Here is a 14,925-nt window from a genome sequence, read left to right on the forward strand (position 1 = left end):
TCGCCTGTGCCGCCTCAGACGGACTCTTGCGCCAGCAGACGGGCCAGGGCGCGCGGACCGGCGGCATGGCCGCGGTCGGGGTACGGGGCCTGCCGCAGCGCCTCGGGCAGGGCCGGCTGGACATCGGTTTCGCAGCGGCGGAAGCGCTGCGGCTGCACGGCCTGCAAACGCGCGACCAGGGGCGCCATCGCCGGCGGCGCCAGCAGCACCGGCTGCGCCAGGCCGAGCCGGTCCGCCAGCTCCAGCAGCACGGCCGCGTGCCAGGCCAGGCTGTGCGCCGCCTCCTTCTTGGGCTTGTCGCTGCGACCGAAGCCCGGCAGGTCGGGCGCCACCGCGCGCAAGCCGCGGCCCGCGAGCTCGGCCAGGCGGGCGGCGTGGCGCAGGCTCCAGTCCTGCGGGCCGTGCAGGCAGAGCCAGCACTCGGCGTCGCGCGGCCCCTCGTCCAGATAATGCAGGCGCAGGCCCCCCAGGCTGGGCAGGTCGCTCACATAGTGCGGAGGCCAGGCCGGGCCAGGCAGGCCGGCAAAGCAGGCCTCGGGCGTTCGCAGCGCGTCCTCACGCAGCGGCTCGGCCTTGGCCCGGCGCGCCTTGAAAAACGCCTTCAGCGGCGCGCCGCAGGCCTCGGCCAGCACCCCGCCGCGCAGCGCGGTCTGGTGGTTGAGCTGCGGCAGGGCGAACAGGTTCAGCACCGAGCCGGCCGCCCCGGTCTTGGGATCGGACGCGCCGAACACCACGCGCGCCAGGCGCGCATGCAGCATGGCCCCGCAGCACATGGCGCAGGGCTCGAGCGTGACGTAGAGGTCGCAGCCGTCGAGCCTGTAGTTGCCCAGCTTCTGCGCCGCTGCGCGCAGCGCGGCGATCTCGGCATGGGCCGTGGGATCGCGGTGGTCGATCGGTGCGTTGCGGCCGGTGGCGACGAGCGTGCCGTCGCGCACCACCACCGCGCCGACCGGCACCTCGCCGGCCGCGGCCGCAGCCTGGGCCTCGGCCAGGGCGAGCTGCATCCAGCGCTCATCGGCGTCGGTCGTCAGCATGCGTGGGCGCCCTGCCCTGCGGGCTGGCGCCGAGGTGGGAACAGGGACGACGGGACGGAAACCATGCGCGCGATGCTACCAAAGCGGCGCTCGGGCGCGCGCCCGCGTCAAGACGGCCTGGCGGCGGCGCTCAGCTGCCGGCCCAGCCAGCCGCAGGCGATGTCGGCCACCTGCTCCAGCGTCCCGGCCTCCTCGAACAAATGGGTAGCGCCGGGGATCTCGACCAGCTCGCCGACCGACCCGAGCTTGGCCAGTGCCTCGCGGTTCAGGGCCAGCACCTCGGTGTCGAGGCTGCCCACGATCAGCAGCGTCGGGCATTTGACGCGCCGCAGTGCGGCAACGCCGGCCAGGTCGGGCCGGCCGCCGCGCGAGACCACCGCGTCCACCGGCGGGCGCAGCTGCGCCGCCACCTGCAGCGCGGCGGCGGCGCCGGTGCTGGCGCCGAACAGGGCTATCGACAAGCCGGGTGCGCGCTGGCGCAGCCAAGCCACCACGCCCAGCAGGCGCTGCGTGAGCAGCTCGATGTCGAAGCGCCGCTCGTAGTCGCTATCCTCTTCTAGCGTCAGCATGTCGAACAGCAGGGTACCGATACCGGCCCGGTTGAGCACCTGAGCCACGTAGCGGTTGCGCGGGCTGTGGCGGCTGCTGCCGCTGCCATGGGCGAAGACCACCAGCCGCCGCCCGTCGCCCGGGTGCAGCTCGCCCTCGAGCACCACGTCGGCCAGCGCCATGCGCACGGCGCCGGCCTTCAGGGCGGAGGGCGCTGCGCCCTCGGCGGACGCCGGTGGGGACGCGGTCGGGCTGCGCAGCGCCTCGACCACCTGCTCGTCCTCGACCTGGTCGAAGCGCGCGTAGAACTGGCCCACGGCGTGAAAATCCACCGGGGTCTGCAGGCACAGCACCTCGTCGGCCAGGGCGCCGATCTTGCTCAGCACGTCGGGTGGGGCCACCGGGACGGCGCAGATCAGCTTTGCGGGATGCCGGCCGCGCAACGCGTGCAGGGCCGCGATCATGGTCGAGCCGGTGGCGAGGCCATCGTCGACCACGATGACGATGCGCCCCTGGGGGTCGATGGGCGCGCGTCCCGGCGTATAGAGTTCGCGCCGGCGGCGCATGAGCTCGAGCTGCGCTGCGCGCTCGGTCTCCATGTATTCGAGCGTGGCCGGGTCGTTGCCGGCCCAGGGGTTGCGGTACATCCAGCCGCTCTCGTCCACCGCGCCGAGCGCGTACTCCGGCTGGTAGGGCGCACCTATCTTGCGCACCATCACGACGTCGAGCTCCCCTCCCAGCTCACTCGCGAGCAGCCGGCCCATGGGTACGGCGCCGCGCGGGATGGCGAGGACCAGGGGCGACTGCCCCTGGTACTTGTGCAGGGCACGGGCCAGCAGATGGCCGGCTTCCAGGCGGTCGCGGTACAGCACGGTGCCTCCATGTCCGGAACAGGGTTCCGGGGCTAGGCCGGCGTCAGCGCGGGACGCTCATTCCCACTCGATGGTCGCCGGCGGCTTGCTCGAGACGTCGTAGGTCACGCGGTTGATGCCGCGGACCTCGTTGATGATGCGCCCGGAGACCTTCTTGAGCAGGGCGTAGGGCAATTCGGCCCAGTCGGCGGTCATGAAGTCGCTGGTCTGCACGGCGCGCAGGGCCACCACGTAGTCGTAGGTGCGGCCATCGCCCATCACGCCCACGCTCTTGACCGGCAGGAACACGGTGAAGGCCTGGCTGGTCAGCTCGTACCAGGTCTTGCCGGAGTTGGGCTCGACGGTGGAGCGCAGCTCCTCGATGAAGATCGCGTCGGCGCGGCGCAGCAGGTCGGCGTATTCCTTTTTCACCTCGCCCAGGATGCGCACGCCCAGGCCCGGGCCCGGGAAAGGATGGCGGTAGACCATGTCGTGCGGCAGGCCCAGGGCCACGCCGAGCTCGCGCACCTCGTCCTTGAACAGGTCGCGCAGCGGCTCCAGCAGTTTGAGCCCGAGCTGCTCGGGCAGGCCGCCCACGTTGTGGTGGCTCTTGATGGTGACGGCCTTCTTGGCTTTGCCGCCGCCGGATTCGATGACGTCGGGGTAGATCGTGCCCTGGGCAAGAAAACTCGCACCCTTGCGCCCTGTCCCGCTGGCCTTGAGCTTGGCCGCCTCGGCCTTGAACACGTCGACGAACAGGCGGCCGATGATCTTGCGCTTTTGCTCGGGGTCGCTGACGCCGGCCAGCTCGCCCAGGAACAGCTCGCTGGCGTCGACGCGGATCACCTTGGCGTGCAGCTTGCCGGCGAACATGTCCATCACCATGTCGCCCTCGTTCAGGCGCAGCAGGCCATGGTCGACGAAGACGCAGGTCAGCTGGTCGCCGATGGCGCGGTGGATCAGCGCGGCAGCGACCGAGGAGTCGACACCGCCCGACAGGCCCAGAATCACCTCCTCGTCGCCGACCTGGGCGCGGATCTTCTCCACCGCCTCGGCCACATGGTCGCGCATCACCCAGTCCGGCGTGGCAGCGCAGATCTCGAGCACGAAGCGCTCCAGCATGGCGCGGCCCTGCACGGTGTGCGTGACCTCGGGGTGGAACTGCACGGCGTAGAAGCGGCGCGCCTCGTCGGCCATGCCGGCGATCGGGCAGCTGTCGGTGGAGGCCATGAGCTTGAAGCCCGGCGGCAGCTCGGTGACCTTGTCGCCGTGGCTCATCCAGACCTTGAGCATGCCGTGGCCCTCAGGCGTGGTGAAGTCGGCGATGTCCTTGAGAAGCGCCGTGTGGCCGCGCGCACGCACCTCGGCGTAGCCGAACTCGCGCTTGTGGCCGCCCTCGACCTTGCCGCCGAGCTGCTGGGCCATGGTCTGCATGCCGTAGCAGATGCCCAGCACCGGCACGCCGAGCTCGAACACCGCCTGCGGCGCCTGGTCGGTGCTGTCCTCGTAGACGCTGGCATGGCTGCCCGACAGGATCACGCCCTTGAGCTGTCCGTCCGCCGCCCAGGCGCGCAGCCAGTCGTCGCTCACGTCGCAGGGATGGACCTCGCAGTACACATGCGCCTCGCGCACGCGCCGCGCGATCAGCTGGGTGACCTGAGAGCCGAAATCGAGGATGAGGATCTTGGAGTGCTGCATGGCAGGCAAGAAGGCAAGGGAAACAAAAAGGGCCGCCGCCCGGCAGCCCCGCATGGGAAGCGCGCTTCAGTCGGCCCGGTAGTTGGGCGCTTCCTTGGTGATCTGCACGTCGTGCACATGGCTTTCGCGTATGCCCGCCGTCGTGATCTCGACGAACTCGGCGCGCTCGTGCATGTCGGCGATCGTGGCACAGCCGCAGTAGCCCATGGCGGCGCGCACGCCGCCGGCCATCTGGAAGACGATGGATACCATCGAGCCCTTATAGGGCACGCGACCCTCGATGCCCTCGGGGACCAGCTTGTCGGCGTTCGGGTTGCCGGTCGTCGCTTCCTGGAAGTAACGGTCGGCGCTGCCCTGCTGCATGGCGCCTATGCTGCCCATGCCGCGGTAGCTCTTGTAGCTGCGGCCCTGGAACAGGATGACCTCGCCCGGCGCCTCTTCGGTGCCAGCGAACATGCCACCCATCATCACGGTGGAGGCGCCCGCAGCCAGCGCCTTGGCGATGTCACCGCTGAAGCGGATGCCGCCGTCGGCGATCAGGGGCACGCCCGAGCCCTTGAGCGCGCTAGCCACGCTGTCGATGGCCATGATCTGGGGCACGCCCACGCCGGCGACGATGCGGGTGGTGCAGATCGAGCCGGGGCCGATGCCGACCTTCACGGCGTCGGCACCGGCCTCGGCCAGCGCCCGTGCCGCCGCACCGGTGGCGATGTTGCCGCCGATCACCTCGACCTGGGGGTAGTTCTGCTTGACCCAGCGCACGCGATCGATCACGCCCTTGCTGTGGCCATGCGCGGTGTCGACCACGATGGCGTCGACGCCGGCCTTGACCAGCGCCTCGACGCGCTCCTCGGTGCCCTCACCCACGCCCACCGCCGCACCCACGCGCAGGCGGCCGGCCGCGTCGCGTGCGGCGTTGGGGAAGCTGGTCTGCTTGGTGATGTCCTTGACGGTGATCAGGCCCTTGAGCTCGAAGGCGTCGTTGACGACCAGCAGGCGCTCGAGCTTGTGCTTGTTGAGCAGGGCCTTGGCTTCCGCTGCGCTGGCGCCCTCCTTCACCGTCACGAGCTTCTCGCGCGGGGTCATGATCTGGCTGACCTGAACGTCGTAGCGGGTCTCGAAGCGCAGGTCGCGCGCGGTCACGATGCCGACCACCTTGCCGCCGTCGCAGACCGGGAAACCCGAGACGCCGAGCTGCTCGGACAACTGCATGACCTGCAGCACCGTGTGCTCGGGGGTGATCACCACGGGGTCGCGCAGCACGCCCGACTCGTAGCGCTTGACCTTGGCCACATGCGCGGCCTGCTCCTGCGCGCTCAGGTTCTTGTGCACGATGCCGATGCCGCCTTCCTGGGCAATCGCGATCGCAAGGCGGGCCTCGGTCACCGTGTCCATCGCCGCGGAGACCAGCGGCAGGTTCAGGGTGATGTTGCGGGTGAACCGGGTGGCAAGAGAGGTGTCCTTGGGCAGGACCTGGGAGAACGCGGGCACCAGCAACACATCGTCGAAGGTGAGCGCTTTACCGAGAAGGCGCATGTGAAAGCTCCAAAAAAAGGATTGTACCCGCCTTCACCACCCCGCCCCGCCCCCGCAGGCCCAGGCCCGGCGCGGCCTGCCGACCCTCCGGACCTGGCGCGCGGCTACACTGCGGCCATGACGACGACCAAGCTTGCGTGGGTGCTCGGACTGGCCTTGGCTTTGCCCTTGGCCGCGTCCGCGCAATGGCAGTGGATAGACCAAAGCGGCCGCCGGGTCTTCAGCGACCAGCCGCCGCCTGCGGGCACGCCGGCCAGGAACATCCTGAGCCAGCCGGGCGGCCAGCCGCCGCCCTTGGCGGCGACGCCGGCGCCCGCGGCCAGCGCGCCCAGGCCGTCCGGCCAGGACAAGGGGCTCGAGGAGAAGAAGCAGCAGGGCGAAGCCGCCGAGGCGGCGAAGAAGAAGGCGGAGGAGGAGCGCCAGGCCGCGGCACGCGCCGAGAACTGCGCGCGCGCCCGCAAGGCCAAGGAGGCGCTGGACTCGGGCGTGCGCCTGGCGCGCAGCAACGAGCAGGGCGAGCGCGAATACATGGACGAGGCTGCGCGCGCGGCCGAATACAAGCGCCTGCAACCCATCCTGGACAGGGACTGCCGCTAGAACGGGCTCAGCCCCTGGGCGCCGGGCCCTTGAGCCCGAAGATCTGGGCGAAATCGATCTCGCCGCCCGGCTCGTGCGGCGTCTTGATGCTGTCCTCCACATGCCGCAGGTGGGCCTGCATCTGTTGCGCCGCGTCTTCCGCTCTGCCCTCTTGGATCGCGCGTACGATGCCGGTGTGCTCGTGTCCCGCGCAGGCCGAGCTGTCGGCGGCCCCGTACTGGGTGATGATGAGCCCGGTCAGCGCGACCAGGCGGCGCAGGTTGTCGGCGAACAGGCGGTTGCCGGTGGCCTCGGCCAGGCGAAGGTGAAACTCGCCGGTCAGCTGGGCCAGGGCAGCCCGGTCGCCGCGCTCGCGCGCCTGGGCCTCCAGCTCCAGGTGGCGCTGCAGCGCCTGGATGGCCTCGGCCGAGACACTCTCGCACAGGTCGGTCACGATGCCGCGCTCCAGGGCTCGACGGACCTGGAACACCTGCTGCATGTCCTCGCGCGTAGGGCTGGTGATGAAGGCGCCGCGGTTGGGGTGCAGCTCGACGATGAGTTCCTGGCTGAGCCGGAACAGCACTTCGCGGATGCGCGTACGGCTGACGTGGAAAGCCGCGGCCAGGCGCTCCTCGCTGAGCTTGGTGCCGGGCAGCAGCTTGCGCTCGCTGATGGCGGCGTACACCCGCTGGTAGATGTCCTGGGTGGAATATTGGGTCGTCACGGCGCCGAGTTTAGCCGCCGAGGTAGAGCCGCTTGACATGCTCGTTGTCCATCAACTCGCGCGACGGCCCCTGCAGCGCGACGCGGCCGTTCTCGAGCACATAGGCGTAGGACGACAGGGCCAGGGCCATGCGGCTGTTCTGCTCGACCAGGACCACGGTGATGCCGTCGTTGCGGTTGATCTCGAGCAGGCTGCGCCCGATCAGGCGGATCACCTGGGGCGCGATGCCCAGTGAGGGCTCGTCGAGCAGCAGCAGCCTGGGACGCGCCATCAGCGCGCGGCCGATGGCCACCATCTGCTGCTCGCCGCCCGACAGGCTGGAGCCCTGCTGCTGAAAGCGCTCCTTGAGCCTGGGAAAGCGCTCGCAGACGCGCTCCAGGTCCTCGGCGATGCCCGCCTTGTCGCGACGCGTGTAGGCCCCCATCAGCAGGTTGTCCTTGATGCTCATGTAGGGAAACACATGGCGCCCCTCGGGCACCATGGCCACGCCCTGCCCGACCAGCTCGTGCGCGGGCTCGAGCCGCTCCGCGCTGTTGGTGGGCCGGCCCTCGAGCCGGACTTCACCCTCGGCGACCTGGCGCAGGCCCGTGATCGCGCGCAGGGCCGAGGACTTGCCCGCGCCGTTGGCCCCGATCAGGGCCACGATCTGGCCCCGGCCCACGCGCAGCGACACCTGCTCGAGCGCGCGGATCTCGCCGTAGCGCAGCGACACGTCCTGCAATTCCAAATGCGGGGTCTCGTTCACAGTCCGAGCTCCTTGTCTTCCTGGCCCAGATAGGCTTCGATGACTTGGGGGTTGTTGCGGATCTCCTCGGGCGTGCCCTCGGCAATCTTCTTGCCGAAGTAGAGGACATGGATGCGGTCGGAGATCGCCATCACCGCCTTCATGTCATGCTCGACCAGCAGGATGGACACACCCGAGGCCGCGATCTTGCGCGTGATCGCGACGGCCCGGTTGGTCTCCTCCGGGTTGAGGCCCGCGTAGGGCTCGTCGAGCAGCAGCACCTGGGGCCGCGCCGCCAGCCCCATGGCGATGCCCAGCAGGCGCAGCAGCCCCTGGGGCAGGTGGCGCGCCGCCACGTCGGCCACGGCCGACAGCTCCATGAGCTCGAGGATGTCGGCCGCGCTGGTGGCCAGGCGAGCTTCGTCCTCGCGCGCCCGCGGCAGGCCCAGCACCACCGCTAGGTCGCCGGCCTCGCGGTGCAGCTGGTGCGCCAGGGAGACATGCTCCATGGCCGTAAGGTCCGGAAAGATGGTCGTCTCCTGGAAGGTGCGCACCAGGCCCAGCCGCGCGATGCGGTGCGGCGGCATGCCCGTGATGTCCTGGCCGTGCAGCAGGACCTGGCCGCTGCTGGGGCGCAGGAAACCCGACAGCATCTTGAAGAAGGTGCTCTTGCCGGCGCCGTTAGGCCCGATCACCGAGACCACCTGGCCCGGCTCGCCGGCCAGAACCAGGCTCACGTCCTCGTTGGCGACCAGGCCGCCGAAGCGCTTGCTGATCTGGCGTGCTTCCAGGATGGCGCTGCTCACGACGAACTCCCTGTGGATGCGGCGGTGGACGGGACGGCCCCACCCGGGCGCCGCGGCGTGGCGCCGCCCTCGCGGCCGGCGCGCAGGGCCATCAGGCCATTGGGCAGCAGCAGGATCACGCTGATCATGAGCACGCCGTAGACCAGGGTCTGGTACTGCTGGAACTGGCTCAGCAACTCGAACAAGATGGTCAGCACGAAGGCGCCGACCATGGCCCCGCTGACGAACTCCAGCCCGCCCAGGAAGCAGTAAAGCATGTAGTAGATGCTGTGCTCCACGGTGAAGCTCTGCGGGTAGATGCTTTGCGTGAACACCACGAAATAGCTGCCGCCCAGCCCGCCCAGGGCGCAGGCGATCGCGAAGGCCACCACGCGGTAGCGCCAGACGTTGGTGCCGAAGCTCTCGGCCAGGTCCTCGTTCAGGCGCATGGCGCGGAAGATGCGGCCCAGGCGCGAGTAGTGCACGCGCCAGGTCACCAGCAGGCCCAGGGCCAGCAGCGCGAGCGCCAGGTAGTACATGGGCAGCGGCGAATCGCCGGCAAACGGCTGGGGCAGGCCCGTGATACCGCGCGAGCCCTGGGTGAAGTCGCCGCCGTTGAGGAAGGCCAGGCGGATCGCCTCGGTCAGCGAGATCGTCAGCATAGAGAAATAGATGCCGCGCAGCTTGAGGATGAAGCTGCCGATCAGCGCCCCCACGACCGCCGACACCAGAGCCGACAGCGGCAGCGCGACCCAGAAGCTGAAGCCGTAGCGCGACAGCAGGATGGCCGTGGTGTAGCCGCCGATCAGCGCGAAGCCGGCCTGGCAGATGTTGATGCGGCCGATGGTAAAGGTCAGCCAGACGCCGAAGGCCACCAGCGACAGCCCGGCGCAGTTCATCAGCACCGACAGCATGTAGCGCGAGTGCCCGATGAAGATCGGCAGCACCAGCATGACGGCCAGCAGCGCGGCGGCCACGTACAGGTCTCTTTTCATCAGCGGGTTCATGGCTCAGCCCCAGGGCTTGCCGAACAGGCCGTTCGGCTTGAAGATCAGGAAGACGATCATCGCGACGAAGATCATCAGGTAGGTCACGCTGCCGGGCAGCAGGTCGTAGCCGATGGCCTCGGCGAAGCCCAGCATCAGGCCGCCGACGATGGCGCCCTTGGTCACACCCGCGCCGCCGACCATGATCATGATGAAGGCCTTGGTCGAGATGTTGGTGCCGACCCCGGCGTTGACGCCGTAGATCGTGACAAGCAGGCCGCCGGCCAGGCCGGCCAGGCCGGCGCCGATCGCAAAGCCCAGGGTGGTCGTGGCCTTGACGTTCACGCCCTGCAGGCGCGCGGCCTCGCGGTCCTGCGCCACCGCGCGCAGGGCCCGGCCGGGCCGGGTGTACTGCACGAAGGCCAGCAGGCCGCAGATGGCCACGGCCGACAGCAGCGCGACAAAGGCGTTGGGATGGGTGAGGATGGCACCGCCCTCGGCCACCTCGCCGAAGATGAAGGCGCCGTCGACCACCGAGGGCACGCCGCGCTGCTTCTCGCCGAACAGTGTGAGCGCGAGGTTCTCGAGCAGCAGCGCCGTGCCCACCGCCATCAGCATGGAGTTCTCCTCGCGCGTCGCGCTGGCCAGAACGGGCTGGAAGAAAAAGCGGTTGAAGGCCACGCCGATGGCGGCCAGCACCAGGGCGGCCGCGGGCAGCGCCAGGTAGAACGGCCATTCGTACTGGCCATAGAGGTAGTAGACGACGAAGCCGCCCAGCATGTACATCTGGCCGTGGGCGAAGTTGACCACGCGCATGATGCTGAACACCATGGTCAGACCCAGGGCGATGAGGGCGTAGACGGCGCCCAGGACGGCACCGTTGATCAGCACCTGCAGCATGGAAACTCCTTGGCAAGGCGAGGCCTGGCCGGGATCAGCACGCGCTGGCCCCGGCCCGCCCTCAGTTCTTGATCGTGCCGACGAACAGGGTCTTGAAGTCCTTGTCCTGGAACTCGTTGACCACCAGCGGCACGCCGACCTGGCTGCGGCGGCCGAAGTCGGCGTTGCCGGTGAACTCGAGCTTGGTCTTTCCGTCTTTGACGAAGGGGTTGGTCATGGAGAAGCTGGCCATCTCCTTCTTGAAGACCTCGACGTCGCCCAGGGCCTTGGGGTTCTTCTTGAGCACGGCCAGGATCAGCTCGAGCGCGTAGACCTTGGTGCCGGCCTCGTCGTTCCACTCGCCCACGCGCTTCTTGTAGGCCTCGACGAAGGCCTTCATGTAGTCGGACTGGATCTCGGGCGTCGAGGCCCCGCCCACGCTCATGAAGCCGTTGGCCTTGGGGCCTGCGACCTGGGCCAGGATCTTCGAGTCCTGCGCGGTCTCGGTGGAGATCGAGCCCTTGAAGCCGAGGTCGCGCGCCGCCTTGTTGAGCAGCGGCGCGTCGGCAGGCGCGACCCCTGACAGCACGATCGCGTCGGGCTTGGTCTTGATGATCTTGGTCATCACCGGCATGAAGTCCTTGGTGCCGGGCTCATAGCTCTCGCTGGCCGCGACCACGTTCAGCCCCAGCTTCTTGGCGGCTTCCACGCCCTCGCTCTGCTGGTTCTTGGCGTCGGACTCGTTGCGCGCCAGGAAGGCGACGGACTTGACCCCCTTCTTGGTCTTGAGGTAGTCGTACATGATGGGGCCGACCTGGTAGCTCGCCACCATGCCCAGCACCGAGGCGCTGGCCGGCGCCTTGTACAGCTCCTTGGCAAAGGCGTAGGGGAAGTTCATGGCCTTGGCGCGCTCCATCACCGGCTTGACCGCCAGGGCCGTGGTGTCGATGTTGGGGCCGATGATGTACTTGATGCCTTCGCTGGTCAGCTTCTCGGCGTTGGTGACCGAGATCTTGGGGTCGTTCTTGTCGTCCAGCGCGACGATCTGGAGCTTGTACTTCTTGCCGCCGATCTCGACCCCGCCCTTGGCGTTGTACATGTCGGCCGTGGTCTCGGCGCAGTACTTGTTGACCAGGCCCCAGGATGCCGCCTCGCCCGACATCACGCCGTTGACGCCTATCTTCAGCACCTCCTGCGCATGCGCAGGAAGCAGGGCCAGCGCCAGGGGCGCCGCCGCGGCCAGCAGGCCGAGGCGCAGGGAGAGTCGCTTGTTCATCGCTTGTCCTTTCTCGGTTGGAACAGAGGGCATGGCAGCCCGGGTTGAAGGGTGAGCAAAAATCGTATGCAATTAACAGGCCAGGAGTTCCGGCAAAGAAATTGCCATATGGAACACTAAACATCATGCTGATTGAATACAATATAACCAATATAGTGCATGCAATCCTGCGGGATTTCCCCATGTCGGGGCTCGGCGCCCCATCCCGGTGAACCTGCTCAGCCTCACGGAGAACCTCTCATGCGCATCAAGGTCATCAATCCCAACACCACCTGGAGCATGACCCACACCATCGGCCAGGCGGCGCAGGCCGTGGCCGGCCCCGGGGTACAGATCGAGGCTGTGAGCCCGGCCCACGGCCCGGCCTCGATCGAGGGGCATTACGACGAGGTCATGGCCTGCATGGGTCTGATGGACGAGATCAGGAAAGGCGAGCGCGAGGGCGTGGACGCCTACGTGATCGCCTGTTTCGGCGACCCCGGCCTCGACGCGGCCCGGGAGATCGCGCGCGGGCCCGTGCTCGGCATTGCCGAGGCCGCGATGCGCGCCGCCAGCTTCCTCGCCACCGGCTTCTCGGTCGTGACCACGTTGGAACGCACGGTGGTGATTGCCGAGCACCTGGTCGTCAAGTACGGCATGCAGTCGCATTGCCGCAAGGTGCGCGCCTGCGAGATTCCGGTGCTAGAGCTGGAAAACCCCGCCAGCGATTCGTATACAAAAATTCTGGACGAATGCCAGCGTGCGCTGCGCGAGGACCGCTGCGGCGCCATCGTGCTGGGCTGCGCCGGCATGGCCGACCTGTGCCAGCGCCTCACCCAGGCGCTCGGCGTGCCCGTCATCGACGGCGTGGCGGCCGCCACGGCGATGGCCGAGGCCCTGGTGCGGGCGGGCCTGGGCACGAGCAAGCTCGGCGATTACGCCCCTCCCCTGCCCAAGGCCTACGGCGGCTTGCTCGCCGGCATGGCGCCAGAGGCCCCGCCGGCTCAATAGCCTGGCTTGGCGCCGGGGCGGCGCTTGGCAAACAGGCCCGTGGCGCGGGCGCCCTGTTTCTGGAAGCGCTCGCGCCTGGCCAGCTTGGGATCGACCTTGAGCAGGCGATAGATTTCCACGCGGTCCTGGTCGCGCAGTACCTGCCCCAGGCCCGCCTTGCGCCCCCACACGCCCACACCCTGCTGCGCCGGATCGAGTTCGGGAAAGCGCTGCAGCAGCCCGCTGGCCTGCAGCGCCTGTTCCACCGTGCTGCCCTCGGGCAGGTCCAGGGCCAGCTCGCAGACCTCGCGCGGCCCGGGCGAGTATGCGACCGTGACGCAGATACGCATCAGCCGTAGACCTGCTCGGCGCGCTTGACGAAGGCGTCCACCAGGTTGGCCGCGATCTTGTCGAACACCGGCCCGACCACCGTGCCCAACGCCTTGTTGGTGAAGCCGTAGTCCAGGCGCAACTCGACCCGACAGGCGCGCTGCCCCTCGTCGCCCAGCGGCGAGAAGCTCCAGCCGCCCTCCAGCCGGGAGAACGGCCCCCTGACCAGCCTCATGCGCACCTGCCGGCCAGCCACATGGTCGTTGCGCGTGGTGAAGACCTGGCGGATGCCGCTGAAGCTGATGCCGACCTCGGCCACCATGCCACCCTCGTCCTGCTCCAGCACCAGGCCATGGTCGCACCAGGGCAGGAACTCGGGGTAACGCGCCACATCGGTCACCAGGGCAAACATTTCTTCGGGGCTGTACCAGATCAGGACGGACTTGAGGACGTTTTTCATAGAATGGCAGGTTCGACGCGGATTGTAAGTTTGTCCTCCTCTTCGACCGCCGCCGTCGCCCAAACCCTTTCATGGCCAAAAAACCAGCCTCCTCCGTCAAGAACCCCGTCATCGCCGAGAACAAGAAGGCCGCCTTCAATTATTTCTTCGAGGAGCGGCACGAGGCCGGCATGGTGCTGCAGGGCTGGGAGGTCAAGGCCCTGCGCGAGGGCAAGGTGCAGCTGACCGACGGCTACGTGGTGATACGCGAAGGCGAGCTGTTCGTGATCGGCTGCCTGATCAACCCGCTCAGGACCGCCTCGACCCATGTCAACCCGGAGGCGGCGCGCACGCGCAAGCTGCTGCTGAAGAAGGACGATATCCGGCGCCTGGTCGGCAAGGTCGAGCAAAAGGGCTACACCCTGGTGCCGATCAACCTGCACTGGAAGAACGGCCGCGTCAAATGCGAGATCGCCCTGGCCAAGGGCAAGGCCGAGCACGACAAGCGCGACACCATCAAGGACCGCGAGGGCAAGCGCGAGGTCGAGCGCGCCATGAAGTCGCGCCAGCGCTGATTTCTCTGCGGGCATGGAATAAAGTCGCGGCGGGTGGCGTTCATGGGGTTGCAGACAGGCTCTGCGTTCCATCCACCCACCGTCCGGAGACCTCCATGAAACTCGCCGCCATCGCCGTCCTGAGCACCGCCCTCCTGCTGGGCGCCTGCGCCTCCATGTCCACGCCAGCCCCCGCCAAGCTCGCCGACGGCGTGCTGGTCGGCCCCAACGGCATGACGCTCTACACCTTCGACCGCGACGCCCAGGGCAGCGGCAAGTCCGCCTGCAACGGCCCCTGCGCCACCAACTGGCCGCCGCTGATGGCGGCCGAGGACGCCAAGCCCATGGGCGACTACAGCGTGGTCACGCGCGACGACGGCAAGAAGCAATGGGCTGCCAAGGGCAAGCCCCTGTACTACTGGAGCAAGGACGCCAAGCCCGGCGACCGTACCGGCGACGGCTTCAGCAACCTCTGGCGCCTGGCGCGGCCCTGAGCTCCCAGAGCCCCACGCCCCATGGCCACCCAGCACGAGCTGATCGACCAGATCCCCGGTCTGCGGCGTTACGCCCGCGCGCTGACCGGCGACGCCTGGGCGGCCGACGACCTGGTGCAGGACACGCTGGAGCGCGCCTGCAGCAAGTGGCGCCTGTGGCGCGTGGGCAGCGACCTGAGGGCCTGGCTGTTCACGCTGATGCACAACCTGTTCATCAGCCAGTGGCGCCACCAGATGCGCCACGCCGCGGACGCGGCGACAGCCGATGTGCCCGAGCCCGTGGCGCCAGAAATGCCGCTGGACCTGACCCTGGACCTGCAGCGCTGCCTGATGCGCCTGCCGCCCGAGCAGCGCGCGGTGCTGCTCATGGTCACGCTCGAGGACCTGTCCTACGCCGAGGTCGCCCGCATCTGCGGCGTGCCGGTCGGCACCGTGATGTCCCGCCTGTCGCGCGCGCGCAGCCGGCTGCAGGTGCTGCTGGACGGCGCCGCCCACACGCCCATGCCCGCCCCCGGCACCAC

The 14,925-nt window shown here is 68.8% G+C and carries 17 protein-coding genes; 5 read left to right on the forward strand and 12 right to left on the reverse strand.

Going from position 1 to position 14,925, the window contains the following annotated elements; translation table 11 throughout:
• Positions 1-14: 14 nt before the first annotated feature.
• The 4 genes from tadA to guaB all read right to left on the reverse strand — a co-directional run bounded on the left by tadA (position 15) and on the right by guaB (position 5,668).
• A complete protein-coding gene (gene tadA, locus FFS10_RS10095; protein WP_137894156.1) occupies positions 15-1,034 on the reverse strand; it encodes a tRNA adenosine(34) deaminase TadA in 1,020 nt (339 codons plus the stop codon).
• Between the two features lie 107 nt (positions 1,035-1,141).
• A complete protein-coding gene (locus FFS10_RS23775; protein WP_137894158.1) occupies positions 1,142-2,455 on the reverse strand; it encodes an alpha/beta fold hydrolase in 1,314 nt (437 codons plus the stop codon).
• 57 nt (positions 2,456-2,512) lie between these two features.
• Entirely contained in the window at positions 2,513-4,132 is a 1,620-nt protein-coding gene (gene guaA / locus FFS10_RS10105; RefSeq protein ID WP_137894160.1) for a glutamine-hydrolyzing GMP synthase, read from the reverse strand.
• 66 nt (positions 4,133-4,198) lie between these two features.
• Entirely contained in the window at positions 4,199-5,668 is a 1,470-nt protein-coding gene (gene guaB, locus FFS10_RS10110; protein ID WP_137894162.1) for an IMP dehydrogenase, read from the reverse strand.
• Positions 5,669-5,785: 117 nt separating this feature from the next.
• Here guaB and FFS10_RS10115 point away from each other — a divergent pair, with 117 nt between their 5' ends.
• Positions 5,786-6,265 (forward strand): DUF4124 domain-containing protein, encoded by a 480-nt coding sequence (locus tag FFS10_RS10115; protein ID WP_137894164.1) that lies wholly within the window; start codon positions 5,786-5,788, stop codon positions 6,263-6,265.
• 7 nt (positions 6,266-6,272) lie between these two features.
• Here FFS10_RS10115 and FFS10_RS10120 read toward each other — a convergent pair whose 3' ends face one another.
• The 6 genes from FFS10_RS10120 to FFS10_RS10145 all read right to left on the reverse strand — a co-directional run bounded on the left by FFS10_RS10120 (position 6,273) and on the right by FFS10_RS10145 (position 11,618).
• Positions 6,273-7,007, reverse strand: coding sequence for a GntR family transcriptional regulator (locus FFS10_RS10120; protein ID WP_137894166.1), 735 nt, complete (start codon positions 7,005-7,007; stop codon positions 6,273-6,275).
• Positions 6,979-7,713 (reverse strand): ABC transporter ATP-binding protein, encoded by a 735-nt coding sequence (locus FFS10_RS10125; RefSeq protein WP_137894168.1) that lies wholly within the window; start codon positions 7,711-7,713, stop codon positions 6,979-6,981. The genes FFS10_RS10120 and FFS10_RS10125 overlap by 29 nt, the downstream gene beginning before the upstream one ends.
• Positions 7,710-8,498, reverse strand: a complete 789-nt coding sequence (locus FFS10_RS10130) for an ABC transporter ATP-binding protein (RefSeq protein WP_137894170.1) — start codon at positions 8,496-8,498, stop codon at positions 7,710-7,712. Before FFS10_RS10130 ends, FFS10_RS10125 begins: the two co-directional genes overlap by 4 nt.
• The gene (locus tag FFS10_RS10135; protein WP_249931241.1) at positions 8,495-9,472 is read right to left on the reverse strand and encodes a branched-chain amino acid ABC transporter permease; all 978 of its coding nucleotides are present in this window, start codon (positions 9,470-9,472) and stop codon (positions 8,495-8,497) included. Before FFS10_RS10135 ends, FFS10_RS10130 begins: the two co-directional genes overlap by 4 nt.
• A gap of 15 nt (positions 9,473-9,487) precedes the next feature.
• Positions 9,488-10,363, reverse strand: coding sequence for a branched-chain amino acid ABC transporter permease (locus FFS10_RS10140; RefSeq protein WP_137894174.1), 876 nt, complete (start codon positions 10,361-10,363; stop codon positions 9,488-9,490).
• Between the two features lie 61 nt (positions 10,364-10,424).
• A complete protein-coding gene (locus FFS10_RS10145; protein WP_137894176.1) occupies positions 10,425-11,618 on the reverse strand; it encodes an ABC transporter substrate-binding protein in 1,194 nt (397 codons plus the stop codon).
• 240 nt (positions 11,619-11,858) lie between these two features.
• Here FFS10_RS10145 and FFS10_RS10150 point away from each other — a divergent pair, with 240 nt between their 5' ends.
• A complete protein-coding gene (locus FFS10_RS10150; RefSeq protein ID WP_137894178.1) occupies positions 11,859-12,608 on the forward strand; it encodes an aspartate/glutamate racemase family protein in 750 nt (249 codons plus the stop codon).
• Here FFS10_RS10150 and FFS10_RS10155 read toward each other — a convergent pair.
• Positions 12,602-12,937 carry an RnfH family protein gene (locus tag FFS10_RS10155; protein WP_137894180.1) on the reverse strand — a complete coding sequence of 112 codons (336 nt, stop codon included), beginning with the start codon at positions 12,935-12,937 and terminating at the stop codon, positions 12,602-12,604. The two genes, FFS10_RS10150 and FFS10_RS10155, sit on opposite strands and share 7 nt — an antisense overlap.
• A complete protein-coding gene (locus FFS10_RS10160; protein ID WP_137894182.1) occupies positions 12,937-13,377 on the reverse strand; it encodes a type II toxin-antitoxin system RatA family toxin in 441 nt (146 codons plus the stop codon). Before FFS10_RS10160 ends, FFS10_RS10155 begins: the two co-directional genes overlap by 1 nt.
• A 71-nt stretch (positions 13,378-13,448) precedes the next feature.
• Here FFS10_RS10160 and smpB point away from each other — a divergent pair, with 71 nt between their 5' ends.
• From smpB to FFS10_RS10175, 3 genes are all read left to right on the forward strand, one after another.
• Positions 13,449-13,931, forward strand: a complete 483-nt coding sequence (gene smpB, locus FFS10_RS10165; protein ID WP_137894185.1) for an SsrA-binding protein SmpB — start codon at positions 13,449-13,451, stop codon at positions 13,929-13,931.
• 95 nt (positions 13,932-14,026) lie between these two features.
• Positions 14,027-14,404 (forward strand): COG4315 family predicted lipoprotein, encoded by a 378-nt coding sequence (locus FFS10_RS10170; protein ID WP_137894187.1) that lies wholly within the window; start codon positions 14,027-14,029, stop codon positions 14,402-14,404.
• Between the two features lie 21 nt (positions 14,405-14,425).
• The coding region (locus tag FFS10_RS10175; RefSeq protein WP_137894189.1) for an RNA polymerase sigma factor at positions 14,426-14,925 on the forward strand (500 nt) is incomplete at its 3' end.

This window comes from Ramlibacter sp. 2FC, from assembly GCF_005503345.1.
Taxonomy (GTDB): domain Bacteria; phylum Pseudomonadota; class Gammaproteobacteria; order Burkholderiales; family Burkholderiaceae_C; genus SCMQ01.

Excerpts from the sequence above, each read along its gene's own strand:
- tadA (WP_137894156.1), bottom strand. The coding sequence starts at position 1,034 with ATGCTGACGACCGACGCCGATGAGCGCTGGATGCAGCTCGCCCTGGCC.
- guaA (WP_137894160.1), bottom strand. The coding sequence starts at position 4,132 with ATGCAGCACTCCAAGATCCTCATCCTCGATTTCGGCTCTCAGGTCACC.
- guaB (WP_137894162.1), bottom strand. The coding sequence starts at position 5,668 with ATGCGCCTTCTCGGTAAAGCGCTCACCTTCGACGATGTGTTGCTGGTG.
- FFS10_RS10115 (WP_137894164.1), top strand. The coding sequence starts at position 5,786 with ATGACGACGACCAAGCTTGCGTGGGTGCTCGGACTGGCCTTGGCTTTG.
- FFS10_RS10120 (WP_137894166.1), bottom strand. The coding sequence starts at position 7,007 with ATGTCAAGCGGCTCTACCTCGGCGGCTAAACTCGGCGCCGTGACGACC.
- FFS10_RS10135 (WP_249931241.1), bottom strand. The coding sequence starts at position 9,472 with ATGAAAAGAGACCTGTACGTGGCCGCCGCGCTGCTGGCCGTCATGCTG.
- FFS10_RS10140 (WP_137894174.1), bottom strand. The coding sequence starts at position 10,363 with ATGCTGCAGGTGCTGATCAACGGTGCCGTCCTGGGCGCCGTCTACGCC.
- FFS10_RS10145 (WP_137894176.1), bottom strand. The coding sequence starts at position 11,618 with ATGAACAAGCGACTCTCCCTGCGCCTCGGCCTGCTGGCCGCGGCGGCG.
- FFS10_RS10150 (WP_137894178.1), top strand. The coding sequence starts at position 11,859 with ATGCGCATCAAGGTCATCAATCCCAACACCACCTGGAGCATGACCCAC.
- FFS10_RS10155 (WP_137894180.1), bottom strand. The coding sequence starts at position 12,937 with ATGCGTATCTGCGTCACGGTCGCATACTCGCCCGGGCCGCGCGAGGTC.
- FFS10_RS10160 (WP_137894182.1), bottom strand. The coding sequence starts at position 13,377 with ATGAAAAACGTCCTCAAGTCCGTCCTGATCTGGTACAGCCCCGAAGAA.
- smpB (WP_137894185.1), top strand. The coding sequence starts at position 13,449 with ATGGCCAAAAAACCAGCCTCCTCCGTCAAGAACCCCGTCATCGCCGAG.
- FFS10_RS10170 (WP_137894187.1), top strand. The coding sequence starts at position 14,027 with ATGAAACTCGCCGCCATCGCCGTCCTGAGCACCGCCCTCCTGCTGGGC.